The organism is Mycetohabitans sp. B2 (assembly GCF_021733735.1).
Classification (GTDB): domain Bacteria; phylum Pseudomonadota; class Gammaproteobacteria; order Burkholderiales; family Burkholderiaceae; genus Mycetohabitans; species Mycetohabitans rhizoxinica.
Genome location: NZ_JAHKSP010000050.1, coordinates 47843 through 67975 on the forward strand (window position 1 = coordinate 47843; position 20133 = coordinate 67975).

The 20133-nt window shown below is 58.5% G+C and carries 14 protein-coding genes and 1 pseudogene; 6 read left to right on the forward strand and 9 right to left on the reverse strand.

What is annotated here, in order from left to right:
- Positions 1 to 65: 65 nt before the first annotated feature.
- The 6 genes and pseudogenes from KPG66_RS13235 to rpmH form a co-directional block, all read right to left on the reverse strand.
- Positions 66 to 401 carry a DUF4148 domain-containing protein gene (locus KPG66_RS13235; RefSeq protein WP_013436630.1) on the reverse strand — a complete coding sequence of 112 codons (336 nt, stop codon included), beginning with the start codon at positions 399 to 401 and terminating at the stop codon, positions 66 to 68.
- Between the two features lie 501 nt (positions 402 to 902).
- Complete coding sequence (gene mnmE / locus KPG66_RS13240) at positions 903 to 2291, reverse strand: tRNA uridine-5-carboxymethylaminomethyl(34) synthesis GTPase MnmE (protein ID WP_041754597.1); 1389 nt, start codon at positions 2289 to 2291, stop codon at positions 903 to 905.
- Between the two features lie 506 nt (positions 2292 to 2797).
- Positions 2798 to 4462, reverse strand: a complete 1665-nt coding sequence (yidC, locus tag KPG66_RS13245) for a membrane protein insertase YidC (RefSeq protein ID WP_237071127.1) — start codon at positions 4460 to 4462, stop codon at positions 2798 to 2800.
- Between the two features lie 30 nt (positions 4463 to 4492).
- A complete protein-coding gene (gene yidD, locus KPG66_RS13250; RefSeq protein ID WP_041753937.1) occupies positions 4493 to 4723 on the reverse strand; it encodes a membrane protein insertion efficiency factor YidD in 231 nt (76 codons plus the stop codon).
- Positions 4724 to 4910: 187 nt separating this feature from the next.
- Positions 4911 to 5336, reverse strand: a pseudogene (rnpA, locus tag KPG66_RS13255) (ribonuclease P protein component); the annotation flags it as partial.
- A gap of 98 nt (positions 5337 to 5434) precedes the next feature.
- On the reverse strand, positions 5435 to 5569 hold the full coding sequence (gene rpmH, locus KPG66_RS13260; RefSeq protein WP_006998755.1) for a 50S ribosomal protein L34: 135 nt from the start codon (positions 5567 to 5569) through the stop codon (positions 5435 to 5437).
- A 424-nt stretch (positions 5570 to 5993) separates the two neighbouring features.
- Between rpmH and dnaA the strand changes: the two genes are divergently transcribed.
- The 3 genes from dnaA to gyrB all read left to right on the forward strand — a co-directional run bounded on the left by dnaA (position 5994) and on the right by gyrB (position 11621).
- The gene (gene dnaA, locus KPG66_RS13265; RefSeq protein WP_237071128.1) at positions 5994 to 7547 is read left to right on the forward strand and encodes a chromosomal replication initiator protein DnaA; all 1554 of its coding nucleotides are present in this window, start codon (positions 5994 to 5996) and stop codon (positions 7545 to 7547) included.
- A 384-nt stretch (positions 7548 to 7931) separates the two neighbouring features.
- Positions 7932 to 9038 (forward strand): DNA polymerase III subunit beta, encoded by a 1107-nt coding sequence (gene dnaN, locus KPG66_RS13270; protein ID WP_237071129.1) that lies wholly within the window; start codon positions 7932 to 7934, stop codon positions 9036 to 9038.
- A 99-nt stretch (positions 9039 to 9137) separates the two neighbouring features.
- Positions 9138 to 11621 carry a DNA topoisomerase (ATP-hydrolyzing) subunit B gene (gene gyrB, locus KPG66_RS13275; protein WP_237071130.1) on the forward strand — a complete coding sequence of 828 codons (2484 nt, stop codon included), beginning with the start codon at positions 9138 to 9140 and terminating at the stop codon, positions 11619 to 11621.
- Between the two features lie 685 nt (positions 11622 to 12306).
- Here the strand turns inward: gyrB and KPG66_RS13285 are convergent.
- Positions 12307 to 13233: a DUF6216 family protein gene (locus tag KPG66_RS13285; RefSeq protein ID WP_237071131.1), complete on the reverse strand. Its 927-nt coding sequence runs from the start codon at positions 13231 to 13233 to the stop codon at positions 12307 to 12309.
- 168 nt (positions 13234 to 13401) lie between these two features.
- On the opposite strand from KPG66_RS13285, the gene KPG66_RS13290 reads away from it, so the two are divergent.
- Positions 13402 to 13665, forward strand: coding sequence for a type II toxin-antitoxin system RelB/DinJ family antitoxin (locus KPG66_RS13290; protein ID WP_237071132.1), 264 nt, complete (start codon positions 13402 to 13404; stop codon positions 13663 to 13665).
- Positions 13666 to 13997: 332 nt separating this feature from the next.
- Here the strand turns inward: KPG66_RS13290 and KPG66_RS13295 are convergent, their stop codons facing one another.
- On the reverse strand, positions 13998 to 14879 hold the full coding sequence (locus tag KPG66_RS13295) for a DUF4255 domain-containing protein (protein ID WP_237071133.1): 882 nt from the start codon (positions 14877 to 14879) through the stop codon (positions 13998 to 14000).
- Positions 14880 to 14950: 71 nt separating this feature from the next.
- A complete protein-coding gene (locus tag KPG66_RS13300; RefSeq protein WP_237071134.1) occupies positions 14951 to 17137 on the reverse strand; it encodes an ATP-binding protein in 2187 nt (728 codons plus the stop codon).
- Between the two features lie 523 nt (positions 17138 to 17660).
- Between KPG66_RS13300 and KPG66_RS13305 the strand changes: the two genes are divergently transcribed.
- Both KPG66_RS13305 and KPG66_RS13310 read left to right on the forward strand, forming a co-directional pair.
- Entirely contained in the window at positions 17661 to 18395 is a 735-nt protein-coding gene (locus KPG66_RS13305; protein WP_237071135.1) for a hypothetical protein, read from the forward strand.
- Positions 18396 to 18601: 206 nt separating this feature from the next.
- Entirely contained in the window at positions 18602 to 20014 is a 1413-nt protein-coding gene (locus KPG66_RS13310) for a hypothetical protein (RefSeq protein ID WP_237071136.1), read from the forward strand.
- Positions 20015 to 20133: the final 119 nt, after the last annotated feature.

Below are 20133 nucleotides of genomic sequence, written 5' to 3' on the forward strand. Positions count from 1 at the left end.
ACCCTTGCACATCGGGTGCGCCCGCGAATACCGTTGGCGCCAACAGGCTCCTCTCGGTGGCGGACTCAGTGGCCCATATAGACGGATTGAGACACACGAGCAATGGCCTGGCCGCCCGCCTGCATCGACCCGCTGGCCACGCCGCCCACCGCTTGCGCGGCGACGCGTTGCTCGGCGGCATGCTTGGCTGCCACGCGGGCCTCAGCCGCCTGGATGTTGTTCGGATAGTCGTAGTCGTTGGCCATGGCGGGGTTATAGCCAACTTGTTCCAGCTCGATCAACTCGGCCCGCACTTGGGCATGCGTGAGCGGTGCGTTCGTTTGTGCGAACGAGGCCAGCGGCGCCGCAGCAGCAGCGGCGGCAACAGTGGTGATGGCAACAGCTTTGATCAGCGCATTCATGACACAACCTCCGATTGTTCGTTTCTCATTGAAGCTACCAACGTCAAGGTCCGTAGCCGATAAATGCAGTGTAGGAGCCGGATAGATAAGGGTAAATACTTAAATTCCGAATTCACTGTTATCAAAAAAAGAACAATTGGGACGGTGCAGCGTCTCATCACACCCCGGCCATCGCGTCCTGTCGCAAGCCGACTCAGGCACCCGTTACGACGCCCGATGATCCGCTGACATGGGATCCCGGCATGCGCGCAACACCGCAGCAAAAAGGGTCGCGCCGGCTGAATCGAGCGACGCTGCGGTGACCCGCAATGCCCGCGCACGCGCGTTGTTCGCGAACGCGTCCCCGGATCGCTCCAGCCATCCGTGACAGGCCAGGACCAGCACCACGGCGGCGGGATCCACCTGCAGCAGCGCCCATACGTTGAGCCCCGCGCAGAACTCGCTTGCTGTAGTTGGCTTTGAACCACATCAGGGGGCGAACAGATGTCTATGGATTCTGCATTACTTTCCAATACAGAACCGGCTAAAGATCACCCCCAGCAAATCATCCGACGTGAACTCACCGGTGATCGAGTTCAATTGTTCCTGCGCCAGTCGCAACTCCTCGGCAAATAGATCGAGCGCCTGCGCATTGCGAGCCGCGTGCTCCGCAGCCGTCGCCAAATGCTCGCCCGCTGCACGCAACGCGCGCAAATGACGCTCGCGCGCCAAATAGACACTTTCCGCGCCTGCTTGCCATCCGGCAATGCGCAGCAGTTCAGCCCGCAGCAGGTCGATACCGAGCGCCGCCTTTGCGGATAACCTGACCTCGCGCGCCGCACTATCCCCGGCATCGCGCACGTCCGGCTCGACGCCTGCCAGGTCGATCTTGTTGAAGATCCGCACCACCGGCACACCGGCGGGGAACCGCGCGGCGATCGCGTGATCCTCCACGCTCATCCCATCACGCGCATCCAGCAGGTGCAGTACGACATCCGCTCGCTCGATCTCGTTCCATGACCGCGCAATACCGAGCCGCTCCACTTCGTCTTGCGTATCGCGCAGGCCAGCAGTATCGATCACGTGCAGCGGTATGCCTTCGATCTGGATGGTCTGCGCCACCTTGTCCCGCGTCGTGCCGGCAATCGGGGTCACGATCGCCAGCTCGGCACCCACCAGCGCATTAAGCAGCGAGGACTTGCCGACGTTCGGCTGCCCGGCCAGTACGACGGACAGCCCCTCGCGCAGCAATGCGCCTTGTTTCGCATCGCGCTGCACAGCCGCCAATGCATCGCGGATACGCGCCAGCTTGCCGCGCGCGTCGGCAGCCTCCAGAAAATCGATTTCCTCCTCCGGGAAATCAAGGGTGGCCTCGACCAGCATCCGCAGGCCGACGACCTCGTCAACCAGCCGATGGATGTCGCGCGAAAATGCTCCTTCCAACGAACGGCCGGCCGAGCGCGCGGCCGCCTCGGTACTGGCTTCGATTAGGTCCGCCACGGCTTCGGCCTGCGCGAGATCAAGCTTGTCGTTCAGGAACGCGCGTCGCGTGAATTCGCCGGGCTGCGCGAGCCGCAGCCCGATGTCGCAGCCGGCGTCGAGACATCGCTGCAGCACGAGTTGCAATACGACCGGCCCACCATGCCCCTGAAGCTCGACGACGTGCTCGCCGGTGTACGAATGGGGCGCCGGGAAATACAGGCCAATGCCGCGATCCAGTGGCACGCCAGCCGCATCGAAAAACGGCACATAGACGGCACGGCGGGGTGCAAGCCGATCGCGAAACAATGCGTCCATCAGCCGCACAGCCGCGTCGGCCCCGGCCGCGCCGAACGAGACACGCACCACCCCTATGCCACCACGTCCCGGCGCGGTGGCAATCGCGACGATCGGATCAGAATCGGTTTGCATTAACTCGAATAAATAGGTGCGGCAATACGGGTGGCCGCCGATAACGACTGGCGTCCATTGTATCGCGCGATATGCGTTCGCGAAGATGCGCAAGCGTGTGACCCGGCGGCCCGCCTAAGGCTGCCGGGTCACGGGATGCCAGGCATTGTCACGGCGTCAGTGGTCTAGCAACACCAAGCGGTCGGGCGGCGTCCAGCAGTCAAGCAACGCCAGGCGGTAGAACAACGTCAGGTGGCCAAGCAACGCTAAGCGGTGATGCGACGTCAAGCGGCCAGGCAGCGCCAGGCGGTAGAGCCGACGTCAAGCAGCCAGGCAACGCCAGGCGGTGAAGCCGACGTCGGGCGACCAGACAGCGCCAGGCGATGAAGCGACATCAGGCAGCCAGGCAACGCCAAGCGATGGAGCGACGTCAAGCGGCTAAGCAACGCCAGGCGATTCACGCCGACTACCGAGACGACCCATGCCAGCGGCGGGCGCCTCAAGCTGCCCGCCCCACCATCACGGGCTCAGGCCTTCTTGTCCTTGCCCATCATTCGCGTGATGTAGTACTGCTGGGCGATCGACAGCACATTGTTCACGACGTAGTACAGCACCAGTCCGGCCGGGAAGAAGAAGAACATCACCGAAAACGCGATCGGCATGAACATCATCATTTTCGCTTGCACTGGATCGGGCGGAGTCGGGTTCAGCTTGGTCTGCACAAACATCGAAACCGCCATCAGCACCGGCAAGATGAAGTAGGGATCCTGCTGCGACAGATCATGGATCCACAGCACCCATGGCGCGCCGCGCATCTCGACTGACGAGAGCAGCACCCAGTACAGCGAGATGAACACCGGAATCTGGATCACGATCGGCAGGCAGCCACCAAACGGATTCACCTTCTCGGATTTGTACAACTCCATCAGCGCCGCGTTCATCTTCTGCGGATCGCTCTTGAAGCGCTCGCGGATCTGCTGCATGCGCGGCGTGATCTCCTTCATCCGCGCCATCGACTTGTAACTGGCAGCCGACAGCGGAAAGAACACCGCCTTGATCAGCAGCGTCAGCAACACGATTGCCCAACCCCAATTGCCGACAAAGCCGTGGATCTTCTCGAGCAGCCAGAACAACGGCTTCGCAATGATCGTCACCCAGCCGTAGTCCTTGACCAGTTCCAGGCCCGGCGCGATCTTTTCCAGCTTGCGCTCCTCCTGCGGGCCGGCGAACAGGCGCGCGGCCACGTTCACGCTCTGACCCGGAGCGATGCTCTGCACCGGCTCCTTCATGCCGACGCGATACAGCGCCTGGTTAAACTTGTCCGCATAGAACTGGCGCTGTGCGCCTTCCTTCGGGATCCACGCAGAGGCGAAATAGTGCTGCACCATCGCGACCCAGCCATTGTCAGCCGACGGCGCATAGTCCTGCTTGCCCTTGTCCAGATCCGAGAAGCTCATCTTCTGGAACTTGTGCTCCTCGGTGTAGACAGCCGGACCGATGAACGTATGCGAGAACCGCGGTGTCTCGACCGGCGTGTCGTCACGCACCAGCTCCATGTATACCGTCGGCTTCACCGGCGCGGCGCCAACGTTCTCAATCTTCGTATCAACGCCGATCACATAGCTGCCGCGCGTGAACGTATAGGTCTTTACCACCTTCACGCCGCCCTTGACCGGCGATTCGAGGCTGATCGACACCGTGTTCGCGCCGTCCGTCAGCGACGTCGGTCCCGGCACGACGGTGAACACATCGTTGTGGTTTGGGAAATCACCGCCAATCAGGCCAGTGCGCGCCAAGTACGTATGGTTGGCCGTCTGGTCGAACAGTGTGATGTACAGGTCGGGTTGCTTGCCGTCCCCCTCCTTGACCAGCGACAGCCGCGACAACGTGCCGCCTACCGTGCTGATATCGCCGTCATACACGTCCGTCTTAAAGTGGATCTGCTGGCCCTTCACCACGGGCTGCATGGCGGGCGCCGTGCCAGGCGCGCTGCTCGACTCCGTGGTCTGCGGCAGGTCCGCCAACTGCGTGCCCGGCGTGGTCGTGCCCGGCGTCGCCGAAGCGGCCGTCTGGGTCGGTGTTGTGTTCGGGAAGAACAGCGACAAACGTCCATGGTCCCGCTGCCAGTTGTCGTAGAGCATGACGACTGACATGAAGAAGATGACCCATAGGACGGTACGTTTGATGTCCATGCGTTGTCTCGTGGTAAATGAGCTGAGCGACTAGCGCCTGTCGGCACGAACCGGCGGCACCGGGTCGACGCCGCCCGCCGAAAACGGATGGCAGCGACACAATCGCTTCACTGCCAGATAGGTCCCGTGCGCGGCGCCATGATACTGGACCGCCTCGCGCGCGTAGTCCGAACATGAAGGGTAAAAACGGCACCGATCGCCGAGATAAGGGCTCACGGCGAGCTTGTAAAAGCGCAGAAGCGCGATTAGCACCGTTTGCATGTCATCGCTGCGTGTCAGTGGACGCCCGGTCCGGCGGGCTATCGCCCGGCATCGTGCTCGACGAGGCCGAGGCCGGCGGGCCATCGTCCGGCACCGTGCCCGACGAGGCCGAGGCCGCTGGTCCGCGCTGCCCGTGGTGCGGCGCAAGCACCGACGCCTGGGCCTGCACAGGCCGTTCGCCGCCCGTGCGACGTGCGGCCTCGCGCACCGCGCGCCCGACTAGCCCCTCGATCTGCGCTTGCAGCATCTGCGTGAGCGCCGCAGACCCGGCACTCGGAAACCGAGCACGATCGATCTTGCCCGACAGCCGGATCAGCACGTCCCAGCCAGTCAACTCCAGGCGCCGCACGCGAAATGCCTCGCGAACCAGCCGCTTGACCAGGTTGCGCGTGACCGCGCGCGGCGCCTGCTTCTTGCCGACAACCACGCCGAGCCGCGCAGCCTGCCCGGTGGGGCGGCCGTACAATACGAAGTGAGCGGAGCGCGCCCATGGGCGCAAACGAAAAACGGATGAGAATTCATCCGTTTTCAGCAGCCTTGCGGCCTTCGGGAAACCAGCAGGTGTCGTGCGCACGCGGTCAGGCCTCTCGTCTAGTGGGCCGGTCCGTCGCACCGCTCGGCATGCCGCCCATGGCGGGCATCGCCCGGCATCGACGTGCGCGAACCGCGCTGCTCGGCCGCCGACCGTCGCTACCCAGCGTCACGCCGGCCTTAGACGGCCAGGCGCTTACGGCCCTTCGCGCGGCGAGCGTTGATGACTTTGCGGCCACCCGCGGTCTTCATGCGAACACGGAAGCCATGGGTGCGCTTGCGGCGCGTCACGGACGGTTGATAGGTACGTTTCATGTTGCTCTCACTCGTTGGAGGATGGGCCGCGGCGTGCTTTGCAAGGAACTGACGCGCCAGCACAACGGCAGTGCGACGCCGAGCCGAAAAATTCGGTTTTCGCGGAACCCGCTATTTAAACTGCTTTTCTTTGCGGCGTCAATATCTTACGTTCACTGGCGCAGGCCGTCGCTCCGAGCGTGCGCGACAACGGCGCCGAACCGACCCTGTGGATAACTCGCCCCGCCTGACGCGTTTGGCGGTAGAATCCCGGCTATCCCAAGAATCCAGTACGCCGCTTCGGCCGCCGCAATGCGTTGTCGCATCTGCGGCTGAGTGCGTCCCACAGCTTCGAGTGCAACCCTATGAAGAATCCTGAGGAAAACCGCGCCGTTCGCGTCGAGCGGTGCGGCCGATACGGCGTCGCGACACCACGACAGACCACATGAACGATTTCTGGCAACACTGCTCGACACTGCTGGCGCGTGAACTGACGCCTCAGCAGTACGCGACGTGGATCAAACCGCTCACGCTGGTCGACTTCGACGCTGAAGCCAGCACGGTGCGCATTGCCGCGCCAAACCGCTTCAAGCTTGACTGGGTAAAAAGCCAATTTTCCGGGCGCATCACCGACCTGGCGCGGGACTTTTGGCAGCATCCGGTACACGTTCAGTTCGTCCTCGATCCGAAAGCCGGCATGAAGGCATCACCGGCACGGCGCGCCAGCGGCAGCCCGCTCGCCAACGCCGTGGACGCGGTCATTGCCGCGGCCTCGGGCACGTCGGCCGCCGCGCTGGCCAATGGCTCACCGCCTCAGCCGACGATGGCTCAGGCGCTGAGCACGGCCAGCGCCGCGAGCGCGGACGGCAACGCGGAACTGGACTTGCCGAACCTAGACGCGAACGAAGCCGCGGCGGCGCGGCGCAACTTTCGCGCCGGGGCATCCGCGCCGTCGCCCGAGGCCGATTCCGCATACGAGCGCTCCAAGCTCAATCCGGTCCTCACGTTCGAAAACTTCGTCACCGGCAAGGCGAACCAGCTCGCGCGCGCCGCGGCGATCCAGGTCGCCGACAACCCCGGCGTATCGTATAACCCGCTGTTCCTGTACGGTGGCGTCGGGCTGGGCAAGACGCACTTGATCCACGCAATTGGCAACCAACTGCTGCAGGACAAGGCCAATGCGCGCATCCGCTACATCCATGCGGAGCAGTATGTGTCCGACGTCGTCAAGGCGTACCAACGCAAGGCGTTCGACGAGTTCAAGCGCTACTACCATTCGCTGGACCTGCTGCTAATCGACGACATCCAGTTCTTCTCCGGCAAGTCGCGCACGCAGGAGGAATTCTTCTACGCGTTCGAGGCGCTGGTCGCGAACAAGGCGCAGGTAATCATCACCAGCGATACGTATCCGAAGGAGATCTCCGGCATCGATGACCGGTTGATCTCACGCTTTGACTCCGGTCTGACGGTAGCGATCGAGCCGCCCGAGCTGGAGATGCGCGTCGCGATCCTAATGCGCAAGGCGCAGTCCGAGGGCGTCGCGCTGAACGAGGATGTTGCGTTCTTCGTCGCGAAGCACCTGCGCTCGAACGTGCGCGAGCTTGAAGGGGCCCTGCGCAAGATTCTCGCGTACTCGAAGTTCCACGGACGCGAAATCACGATCGAGTTGACTAAGGAGGCGCTCAAGGACCTGTTGACGGTGCAAAACCGCCAGATCTCGGTCGAGAACATCCAAAAGACCGTCGCCGACTTCTATAACATCAAGGTCGCCGACATGTATTCGAAGAAGCGCCCGGCCAACATTGCGCGGCCGCGCCAGATCGCGATGTACTTGGCCAAGGAGCTTACGCAAAAGAGCCTGCCCGAGATTGGCGAGCTGTTTGGCGGTCGCGACCATACAACCGTGCTGCACGCGGTGCGCAAGATCTCCGACGAGCGCGGCAAGGATGCGCAGTTGAACCACGAGTTACACGTGCTCGAGCAAACCCTCAAGGGGTAGCCGCCCCGGCGGTCCGGAACGGCGGCCCACGATGCGCCACGGTGCCGCGTCGCGGCGCCGGCCGCCATCACCCCTATCCCGCGTGGCGGGCGGCGGCCCCCGGGGGTGCCGCGCAGCACAGAACCCATACGCCGCCGCAGGCGCCGCCTGGGAAGCCGGCATGGTCACCCCCATATGGATCCGGTCAAATCTGGGCGTTTTTCAGGCACAATACGGGTTTATGGCCGGCGGGCCGACAGCCGGGCGCTATGCCTTGTTCAAACGCCTGTTTGATCGACCCGCCACATGCCCTGCGGCGCGGGGCCCGGGGCCGCCCCGCACCGGGCGCTACGCACGGCAATGGCGATGGGGGCGGATGAGCCGTCATATCAACGAAGGAATTCTATGCAATTGGTCAAGACCGAACGAGACACCCTGCTGCGTCCGTTACAGACGGTCAGCGGTATTGTCGAACGCCGCCACACGCTGCCGATCCTCGCCAATCTGCTGATCTCCAAAAACGGCCCGGACGTGTCGTTCCTGTCCACCGACCTCGAATTGCAGATCACCACGCGTGCCGACTTCGGCATCGGCAACGAGCAAGTCGCCACGACGGTGGCCGCGCGCAAGCTCGTCGACATCCTGCGTGCGATGCCGATCGGCGACGTCACGCTGACATTGTCCGACAAGCGGCTGACCGTTCAGTCCGGCAAGAGCCGGTTTGCGCTGCAAACGTTGGCGGCCGACGAGTTCCCGACGCTAGCGCAGGCAAAGGACTTCGGCGCGAACCTATCGGTGCCGCAGAAGACATTCAAGCAATTGCTCGGGATGGTCCATTTCGCGATGGCGCAGCAGGACATTCGCTATTACTTGAACGGCATGCTTCTGGTGGTCGACGGTGATCAGTTGATGGCTGTGGCGACCGACGGCCACCGCCTCGCGTTCTCATCGATGAAAACGGACGGCGCGTTCACGCGCCAGGAAGTGATCATCCCGCGTAAGACGATCCTCGAGCTACAGCGGCTGCTGGAAGACATCGACGACCCGCTGACGATCGACATCGCGTCCACGCAGGTAAAATTCACGTTCGGCCAGGTGGAACTGGTATCCAAACTCGTCGAAGGCAAGTTCCCGGACTTTCAGCGCGTGATCCCGAAAGGCCACAAAAACACGTTCATGATTGGCCGTGACGAATTGCAGCATTCGTTGCAACGGGCGGCGATCCTGACGTCGGACAAGTTCAAGGGCGTACGGTGCATCGTCGCGCCCGGCCAGCTGAAAATCATGTCGACCAATGCCGATCAGGAAGAGGCACAGGAAGAGCTAGAGATTGCGTACCAAGGCGATACGCTGGACGTGGGCTTTAACGTCACGTACTTGCTGGACGTGCTCGCGAACCTGAAAGTCGACATGATCCAAGTCGCGCTGGGCAGCGATGCGACATCGAGCGCGTTGATCACGATCCCCGAGAACGAGCAATTCAAATACGTGGTGATGCCAATGCGGATATAACCCGCAGACCAGAACGATGACCAAGGGGCCTAGGGAACCATCCCGGCCCCTTTGATGTTTATTGGGTGTTTAAGCAGGACGCAGAACCGGAAGAAATTCATGACTGAACAGCACAATCTGCAAGCGAATTCGAGCGCGGATAACAGCTATGGCGAGTCGTCGATCCAGATCCTCGAAGGTCTCGAAGCTGTACGCAAGCGCCCAGGCATGTATATCGGGGACACCTCCGACGGCACCGGTCTGCACCATCTCGTATTCGAAGTACTCGACAACTCGATTGACGAAGCACTCGCCGGACACTGCAACGACATCCATGTGGTGATTCACGCGGACAACTCGATCTCCGTGACCGACAACGGCCGGGGGATCCCAACCGACATCAAGCGCGACGACAAGCACGAACCGAAGCGCAGCGCGGCCGAAATCGTGATGACCGAGCTGCACGCCGGCGGCAAGTTCGACCAAAACAGCTACAAGGTGTCCGGCGGGCTGCACGGCGTCGGCGTGTCGTGCGTCAACGCACTCTCTAAATGGCTGCGGCTCACCGTGCGCCGTGGCGGCAAAAAGCATTTCCTGGAATTTCATCGCGGCGTCGTGCAGGAGCGCGTGCTCGAGCAGCGCGACGGTGAACAAGTCTCGCCCATGTTGCTTATCGGGGACACCGAGAACCGCGGCACCGAAGTGCACTTCCTGGCCGACGACACGATCTTTGGCACGGTTGAGTACCACTACGACATCCTCGCCAAGCGCATGCGCGAGTTGTCGTTCCTGAACAATGGCGTACGGATCCGGCTAACCGACCAGCGCACCGGCAAGGAAGACGATTTCGCATTCGCGGGCGGCGTGAAGGGTTTCGTTGAATACATCAACAAAACCAAGCAGACATTGCACCAGAACATCTTCCATGTCGTCGGCGAAAAGGACGGCGTCGGCGTCGAGGTCGCGATGCAATGGAACGACAGCTTCAACGAAAATGTCCTGTGCTTCACGAACAACATTCCGCAGCGGGACGGCGGCACACATATGACCGGGCTGCGCGCGGCGATGACGCGCGTGATCAACAAATACATCACCGACACCGAGATCGCGAAAAAAGCGAAGATCGAGACGACCGGCGACGACATGCGTGAAGGGCTGTCATGCGTACTCAGCGTCAAAGTGCCGGAGCCCAAATTCAGCTCACAGACGAAGGACAAACTGGTGTCGTCGGAAGTGCGCGCGCCGGTCGAGGAGGTCGTGGCAAAAGCGCTCGAGCAATACCTGCTCGAGACGCCGAACGATGCGAAGGTCATCTGCGGCAAAATCGTCGATGCCGCGCGGGCGCGCGACGCGGCGCGCAAGGCGCGCGAGATGACGCGCCGCAAGGGTGTGCTGGATGGCGTTGGACTGCCCGGCAAATTGGCCGATTGCCAGGAAAAAGACCCAGCGAAATCGGAAATCTACATCGTCGAGGGCGACTCTGCGGGCGGTTCCGCGAAGCAGGGGCGCGACCGTAAATTCCAGGCGATCCTGCCGCTGCGCGGCAAAGTGCTGAACGTCGAGAAAGCGCGGTACGACAAGCTGCTGTCGTCCGACCAGATCGTCACATTGATTACGGCTCTTGGTTGCGGCATCGGCAAAGACGACTACAACCTCGAGAAGCTGCGCTACCACCGCATCATCATCATGACCGATGCGGACGTGGACGGCGCGCATATCCGCACGCTGCTGCTGACATTCTTCTATCGGCAAATGCCCGAGATGATCGAGCGCGGGTATGTCTACATTGCGCAACCGCCGCTATTCAAGCTGAAGGCCGGCAAGGACGAGCGCTATCTGAAGGACCAGCACGAGTTAAACCAGCACATGCTGAAGCTGGCGTTACATGGCGCGGAGTTGGTGCCATCGGAAGGCGTGGCGCCGATCGTCGGTGACGCGCTGGGCGAGCTTGCTCGCTCGTACCTGCTTGCGCAGGCAGTGGTGGACCGGCTCAGCAAGCTCTATGACGAGGCTGCGCTCGAAGCAGTCATGGACGGTGTGACCATCGACCTGACGTCCGAAGATGCGACGCGGCAATCCGCGCAAGCCCTGCAGGACAAGCTGCGCGATAGCGCGCTCAAGCCGGACGTATCGGTCCTGCCACAATATGACACCGTGCGCGAATTGCGTTCGCTGCGCATCGAGCGGCGGCATCACGGCAATATCAAAGTCTCGATCATCGACGAAGAGTTCCTACTGACCGCGGACTTCCAGCAACTGGCGAATACCGCGAATACATTCAAGGGGCTAATCGGCGTCGGCGCAATGATCAAGCGCGGCGAGCGGACGATGGCCGTGACGGATTTCAAGAGCGCCATGAAGTGGCTAATCGCGGATGCGGAGCGCAACGTGTCGAAGCAGCGCTACAAGGGGCTCGGCGAAATGAACCCGGAACAGCTGTGGGAGACCACGATGGACCCGGCCGTGCGTCGTTTGCTGCGGGTACAAATCGAGGATGCGATCGCCGCCGACGGGATCTTCACGACGTTGATGGGCGACGAGGTCGAGCCGCGACGGGCGTTTATCGAGAGCAACGCGTTGCGGGCGGGGAATATTGATGTTTGAGGCCTGCGGTAAATAGGCGCGTAATCCGAAAAAAGTGGACCCATCAGTTGAAAGACTTATGGGTCTTTTTTATTTTTGTGCCGCGCGTCGGCCAACGACAAGAGCCAGTTGGTGTCCACGCAGTCCTGAGACAGCTGTCCGCTGAAGGATTTGATACATGATGCATTGCCAGTCGACTTGCCAAGTTGGCTGAACCCCATTTGACACGGCTGCCGTAGGAGCCTGCCAGATTTTTAGTGTGCCGAGACGGTTTGTGGCCAGCGCGCAAGTCACGTTCAGCATCCAGCCACTGCTGCACGAAGAAAACAGTTGCTTGAGGCCTGGCTTACCTTCGTTCTCGCGTACGTTACGAGCGACGATGTTCTCGTAGCTTGGCAAAAGTCTTCCTGTATGAGCCGGAACAACCGCGTGCCGCCGGACGACACCAGACGGTCGGATCAACCGACAACGAGTATCCACCGTTTGCTTAGCGGGAGAGAGTGAGACTTTCCGTTGTGCTCCCCGGCCACTGCGACTCTGGCCTTCATTGTGCACGTTTTGTCGAGCTGGGCGACAGGCGAGGCGTTGAAGAGCGCTTCGCCGTAGCTACAACGGTACTTCATCGACTACCGACTTAAAGTGGCACCTGAGATGGTGAAACAACGCGCAAAGTTCGATATCGGGCCGGTAACCTTGAAGGCGAACTTCACTGGTCGTGCGGTTCAGATGGGTGATCGACATCCACGCCATCCGGCACAGCCTTCATTCGGCTCTTAAAACGCGAGGATTTGGACTTTGGCGATCCAGGCTGCACTGCCTGGTCCTCCTCCTTGCCGTCACCTTCACTGGATGGATACAGCTGCTTTCTTAGACGCAGGGCTTCTTCTGCTGAACGCACAGCCAAGATATTGCTCAGGGCTACGACAACGGCAACCAGGACGCCAGCAATTGCGACCCATGCTTGCTCTTTTAGGGTTTGTTTGACCAGCGCTTTCAAATTATCGTCTTTCAGAGCATTGCAAATTGCGTCGATTTCGGAGGCATTGAAGCCGGTCAGTCGCGCGAGGCCAGCTTTGTCGGCCGCGCATCTTGCCGAATCGAAGGACCAACCTCCCAGCGGTGCCTTGACCGTGACGGCGTCGGTCTTGAACAAAACTTTGGATGTGCGCGTTTGAAGGTAAGCATCGCCCGACCCGGCGAGTTGACTGATCCCGAACATTGGGAGCAGTGTCAAGCAAGCCAACGCTGAATGGGCCAAAACATAGTGCCTGGGTGGCTGGCGCACCATCTCGTGTGAAGTGGTATCAATCCAAAAGCGCATTTTTTGAAGCCGAGACATGCTGATTTCATGTGTTCTTCTCCATTTGTCGAGCCTGTGGATTGCAGCCATGGTCTCTACCTTCAACCGGTAGGTATATTTAAATTTTTCAATGTCGCGGCTTTCAAGCAAGAGCGCTTTCAGTACTGGGTCATGCACGTCGGCCTTGCCGGCAACCAGCTGCCAGAGCCGCTCCAACACGACATGAATCGAGCCGGCACGCCACCAAAATAGGCCGACCATAATCGGCCCGCCGAAGATGATAGATAGTGGTGAAAAAACTGGACTTTGGACAAATGTTGAAAGGGATTCCACGTTGTCGATTCCTAAATGCTTTGATGGGTCTAGCGAACGGCGATGAGGACAGGAACCTGCACATGCAAGCGCCTAACCCGCGGGATGTCATGACGTTTAGGCAATAAACGAGGTACGCATTCCAGATATATGGGCCACAATTTAGCCCATAGGCTAGGAAACCCCGCCATGTCTGCAAACGCGGTTGTTCCCGCCCGCATCGACAAGCGTATCAAAGAAGAGGCATCGATCATACTGGCGGCGACGGGCCTTACGGTACCCGACGCTTTTCGCATCATGCTGACCCGCGTCGTCCACGAAAATACCCTTCCATTTGAGCCGCTGGTGCCGAATGAAACTACTATCGCGGCTATGCGTGAGGCTCGTGCAGGTAACCTCAAGCGCTTCAATAGCGTTGAGGCGCTAATGGGAGACATGCATGCGCAGGATTGAGATAAGCTTTCAGTAGACGACATGGTTTGCTCTGGTTGGTCTGCCATGCGTCAGTGCGTTGAGGCGAAGAGCCGTCACGGCAACAGGCCGCTTGCGCCAGCGCGTCATACTTAACGGCACCACATCACTTTATAGGCAACAAACCAATGCTAATTTTGCGTATTTAACACATCAGATTCAAAATCGTTTACGCGGGAATACCAGCTTGAATTGGCATATCATTGCGGCGTCTATACTGCTGTCACAGTCAAGCCGATCCTCAATTCATCATCGGCATCTTTCCCATACTTAAAATTCATGACGTTGCGGACACGCAAGTCAGTCTTCCTTCATCAATCGGTATCGTGGATGGGAGCGTTCACTACAGTCAAATCGGTGCTCACCAATAGGGAATTAGGCAGGTCCTCATCTATCTCATTCCAACGATTGTTATACTCGTTAATCACTTCTCCTACTGCATTATTTGTCGCTTGGTCAAGTAGGCCGCTTATGTGAACCGCAGGCTGATTGGGCTTTTTATACTCACATGTTATTGCCAAACGTGCGAGCTGTGCTCGTACCTCAGGCATTCTGTTTACGTCCGACTTCTGCAGAACTGGTTTAACCAGCGCGCGCTTGAAGGGCAACGATTTATCGTACTGTTCCCACTTTGACGATTCAAGTTCCGTACTGAACACGGGTGGCGCTTTTATAGGCTGATCCGGAACGATTTTAACTGGTATCGTCACTTGAAAATTCAGGCACAGGCGTGGCCGATCACCCAACGATTGCCAAAAATTCCCCAAACTTGACAAATGCTCCGTTGGTGCGATCACCCGAGAAAATGACGGCAGACCTGCCTCTCGAAGAAGCGTACCTAGCTCAGCACTGAGTAATGCATCAAGCACCGCATTCATGACTACCATCGGTTGACCGTCCGGCTTCATCCCCTCTTTCTTCAGTTGCTCCCAATACGTCACAAGATAACAACAACGTACGTTTGCTTGTCTAGCATCAAATGTCCCTGTCTTTGCGCAATACTGGCGTGATTGCCCTTGGCGTAGCTCAAGGTCTTCCTGAATGTCATAGAGAAACACACAAACGGTTGGCATATCCGGTAGCAATGTTTTGTCCGGAATATCAAAACGAATGTCGATCGACTCATCGCTGATCCGCAACAAGTATTTTTCCAATGAAAGTGCAATCGCTTTATTCAAAGTGATGATCGGCTGCATACTTTCTGACTCCTCGCCCCTATCCATGATTTAGTCTGCCATGATCGCATCCGTCATGCAAAGACCTTTACTTAAAGCTGCGGCATGATCCGCCCCGTCTTGCTCAGCTCGCGGCGCACCGCGCGAGCGATATCAACCCAATTTACCGCCCGATCCTGCTCGGCAGCAAGCCAGCTCGCCAGCAACGCCACATTCCGGATTCCCGCTCCCGTCAACTCCGTGACCGCCGAGAGCCGCGCAAAGTCCACTTCCTGATCCACCGCCACCTGCTCCGGCCAGATCGCCCGCCACATGCGCTCACGCAATACGGCATTGGGTATCTCGAAGCGCGTAATAAACGTCAAGCGACGCGTGAACGCATCATCCAAGTGCGCACGGTTATTCGTCGTCAGCACTACCAGCCCGGGGTACTGCTCTAGCCGTTGCAACAAGTACGACACTTCGATGTTCGCATGCCGGTCTTGCGCGTCCTTCACCTCACTGCGCTTGCCAAACAACGCATCCGCCTCGTCGAACAATAATACGCCCGTGTCCGCCACCGCCAGATCGAAGATCTGCGACAGGTTCTTCTCCGTCTCGCCGACATACTTGTTGACCACCGTCGACAGGTCCACCCGGATCAGATCCAGCCCTAACTCCCCGGCGAGTACCTCTGCGGCCATCGACTTGCCCGTACCCGATTCGCCATAGAACAGTGCGCTGATGCCAGTGCCATAGCCTACTTTGCGGGCGAACCCGCGCGTCAGCACCGCGTCGCGCTGCCGGATGGCCGCGAGAATCTCGTGCAGCTGCTCACGTAGGTTCTCGTTCACGATCAGGTCGTCGAGAGTGCGCTGCGGCTGCATGCGCTGTGCGAGTTGCCCAAAGTGTTGCTGGCCCCGCACGCGCAGCGCTTGGCACAGGTCGGCTTGTGCGAGCGGCGCTTGCGCCCCACGCAGTGCCCGATAGCCTTGCGCCTCCTGCAGCGTTGCAGTTAGGGTGTCCGGATTTACCCGTGTACGCTTAAGCAAGCCCGCCAGGTCCCACCCATTACTGCTAGTCCCCAGGCCAGCTTGCAGCAACCGCACATTATCCTCGTGCATGCGCGGCGGCATCGTCAGGCGCAACTTCGGCAGGCTTGCGAACGCCTCTGCTGTTCCGTGCGTAGGCAATAGGCACACAATGGGTTGACCATGCCGCGCCAGTCGTGGCTCCAGCGCCTCGAGTAGCGGCCCGTGCCGAGATACGCCTTCGGCGACGTGGTGTAATACCAATATGCCGCCGTGCAAGCGCGCCTCACGCAGCACCGCCAATAGCAGCGGCCAGGCATCCGTCGCATCGTCTGGCAACGCCCGCAGGTTGACGGTCAGGGCTGGGCGGCCTGCCTCGCTGGCTAGCTGCACGATAAGTGCCTCGCTTCCATCGCCCCCTTGCAGCAGTAATAATGGGGTGGGCATGGCACGTGATCCAACTCCGAAACAGAACGTCGCAATCTGCTCCGCGCACGCGGCCCACGCGCCGTGACGCAGCGCGTCGCCGATGTGTGAGGTTGGGCGCCATTGTGCGAGTTCCGTCAGTGCCATGGGTAGGGACATCGTGTCCGCCCCGCTGAGATAGCGAAACACGGTCTCGTTCACGCGCAGGTAGGCCGCATCGTCGCGCGCGCATGCGCGACCATTACGCTCGGCCGTATGCACAAGCTCATTGGGCAACAAGTTGCCTGCGATCGAGTACAGTTGGTGGCGGTGTGCGATGCGCTCCACCGGCGTGGCGCTAAATAGCGTCAACGCGAGCTCCACGCCAGGCCAACTCGCGCCTTCATCACCTTGCAAATAAGCCATCAGTGCGTGGTAGCGTGGCTCGATGAGCGGCAATAAGCACAGCACCAGCACCTGGGTTTCAAAATGCGTCAGCCCGAATCGGTCGATAACATTGGCAAGCCGGCCGCGCGGCACGGGTGCGCACAGCGTTGTCCACGGGGGAGCGTCGCCGCTCGCTGTGCTCCAATGTGGCATGCCGCGCGGTTGCGTGCGTGTGGCTTCAAGCGCCTCCTGCGTGCACAGCAACTCCGCTATGTTAAAGCGGTCGTCTTCGCGTTGGTGCTGCCACACCAGCAGGTGCTGCAGCGCCTGGTCGACGTATTCGAGCCATGGCCCCAGCACCTCAAACGCATGTGCCACGCATGCATTCGCAGGCGGTGCATTGGCCAAATCAACCGTATCGGGTTGTCTAGCGCCCGATGCAAGGGCGTCTAACAAGTCAGTCGAAAGAGTTTTCATTGAAGCCACATCACGCTGATTGGGGCCGGCACCTTCGGATCCATTCAACCTTCGTCGAAATTTGCCAGTCTCACGCGTCAATATGCACGTTCCTTACAGATCTCACAACACCTATTTTGGCCACACAGCCTTGCCACAAAGGATCAGATTTCATCGAAAAAGACATGGACTTCACCAAATGATCCAACATTGCAACCATAAATGTATCAGTGGTACGAAAAAACAGCAAATCATGAACAGTACTAAACTTAACAAAATCTTAGGAGATTTAGTCATTGACTATTTTCACACATGGACTAAAGTGAATGGGGGTTCGCTGTTGGTTGGTCAGGGAACTCAAGCTGGCGGGACAATCACCTCATCGATGACGAGTTCAGCTGCATCGAGCAAGTCAAACGTATGCGGGCTTTTAACGGTGCCATTCTCAATGGATGGGAAGGGGTAGGAAGTTGAGAAAGCGTCGTGGTCCCAATAAGAAGTATCCAACTGCCTTTTAGTCAAAACCGAAAAATGGAGAAAAATGATGTTTTTAGCTCAACTTCTTGCTGATCCAACTATTCTCACCAAATTCGAAATCAGGGATGAAGACGTTAGCACGTCGATGATTACTTTTGGTTATGGTACGATAAGTGGAAATAATCCAAATACAAACAAAAATACTGTCTTCCTGTGGCAGGTAGACTCTTGGTATGTTCCCGAAGATGATACGGACCTAAAAGGGAAACATTCAATTGACACCGGCTCACCCAGCGGCTTCAACGATCTTGAGCCTGACAATGAGTTGGCTGCTTTGCCTTATTTGATCGCCTACGCGGTGGGTGATACAAAGGATGCTGTCGTGGCCACACTGCGCATAGAGAGCCAGGGCGGTGGTAAATACACAGTCATCCCGCCGCAGGACGGCAGTGATGGAAAGCTCTCATTTGAGTTGAATGACGATCCCACTACCAGATCGGTATCGTACCGCTTCAACGCGCCGAATGGAACAAGCGCTGAAGCCAACGGGGATTGGGTCGGAGTATGGAAGGGTAGCACGGTATCGAACCTCTACGACCCTAACAAAAAACCCATTGGCATAAAGCCGCTAACAATGGACCAGAGCTCCGGGAGCGATAGGCTTACTCTTCCTAACGGTCAATCATTCGAAAGTGGTGCCGACTATATGCTCGGCTACTTCAAGAGCGGATACGATCAGAATAAACCAAACGAACCCGTGCGGACCACGCTCGCCGCCGTTATCCGATTCAAGGGCCCTTAAGCGCTGAGCCGCGCCCAGGTAGCTGAGGCTACCGGGCGCCCTCCCCTGCCCCTAAATTCAATAGCGCCGGGCAAATCACACGTATTTATTATTTTAGCGGCGCCTATCCATGCATGGGGAAAGGTAGAAGGCTGAGATGGCGCCGTAGTTCCAATAAGAAGTGGCCCGATTCCTTCAAATCAAAAGCGCGAAAAAGGAGAAAAATGATGAGGATGTTAGCTCAGCTTCTTGCTGATCCAGCTGTTCTCACCAGATTCGAAATCGATGGGGAAAGAGTTCAGCCGAATTCCATCCCTTTCCATTATGATACGATAAATGGAAATAAGCCACATACATACCAAAATACCGTTTTCCTGTGGCAGACAGACTATTGGGATATTCCTTCATCGGATGCGGACCTAAAAGGGAAACATTCAATTGACACCGACTCACCCAGCGACATACAGGACCTTACCCCTTCTGAAGGGTTGTCTAAGCGAAATTACTTGATAGCCTATGCGGTGGGCAAAGGAAAAAACGCAGTTGTGACCACCCAGCGCCTAGAGCCTTTGGGCGACGGTAAATACAAGGCCATCACGCCACCCGAGGCGGAGAAACTCTCGTTTAAGATAACCGATGTCAATCCAACAACGGTGTCGTACAGTTTCCGCATGCCGAGTGGGACGAGCGCGAAAGACGATGAGGATTGGATCGGAGTGTGGAAGGGTTCCACGGTATCGAACCTCTACGACGATACGCAAGAGCCCATTCACTTCTTGCCGGTATCAATCGACGACAGCAACGGGACGGATGAACTAACCCTTCCTCACAGCCGGCAATTCGAGATTGACGACGACTATATGCTCGGCTACTTCAAGAGCGGGTATGATACGCAAAAACCCTTGCGGACCACGCTCGTCGCCGTTGTCCCCTTCAAAGGCCCTTCGAAACCTACCCTCACCCAGTTCGGCGTTGATTTAATCAACATCGACCTAACCGAAATTGACTTTCACTATAAAACGCTAGCCGGAAACCAGCCGAACACATACAAAAATACCGCCTACCTCTGGCAAAAAGAGGGTTGGACAGTCCCCTCAACGGATGCTGGCTCACAAAAGCATTCAATCAACTCCGACTCAGTCAAAGGTTGCCAAAAATTTAGCGTTAAGTTGGATCAGGCGAATTACTTGATCGCCTACGCGGTGGGCCCAACAGTGGATGCTGTTGTGACCACGCAGCGTCTAGAGTACCAGGAGGACAGCAAGAGCTACAAGATCATCCCGGCGTCCAGCGACGAGACGCTCTCGTTGAAGGCAACCCCTATCGATACGGCAAGGGTGTCGTACAGTTTCCGTATGCCGGCGGGGACGAGAGCGAAAGCCAACGGGGATTGGATCGGAGTGTGGAAGGGTACTACGGTGTCAAAACTCTACAACCCTGCGGAAAAGCCGATTGGCTTAAAGCCGATATTAGTCGACGGCAACCACGGGAACGATAGATTGACTCTCTCTGACGGTCAGCAATTCGTGAGTGGCGACATCTACATGCTCGGCTACTTCAAGAGCGGATACGATCAGAGCCAACCAAACGAACCCGTGCGGACCACGCTTGCCGCCATTGTCCACTTCAAGGGCCCCTAAACGCTAAGCAGCATCCAAGTAGACCGCAAACTAGGAGGCGATATGATAATAAGCCCAGGTAGGTTCCACTCTCAGACCACTTCAATCTTTGTCGAGCCGGAAGACATCAGGTCAACAAT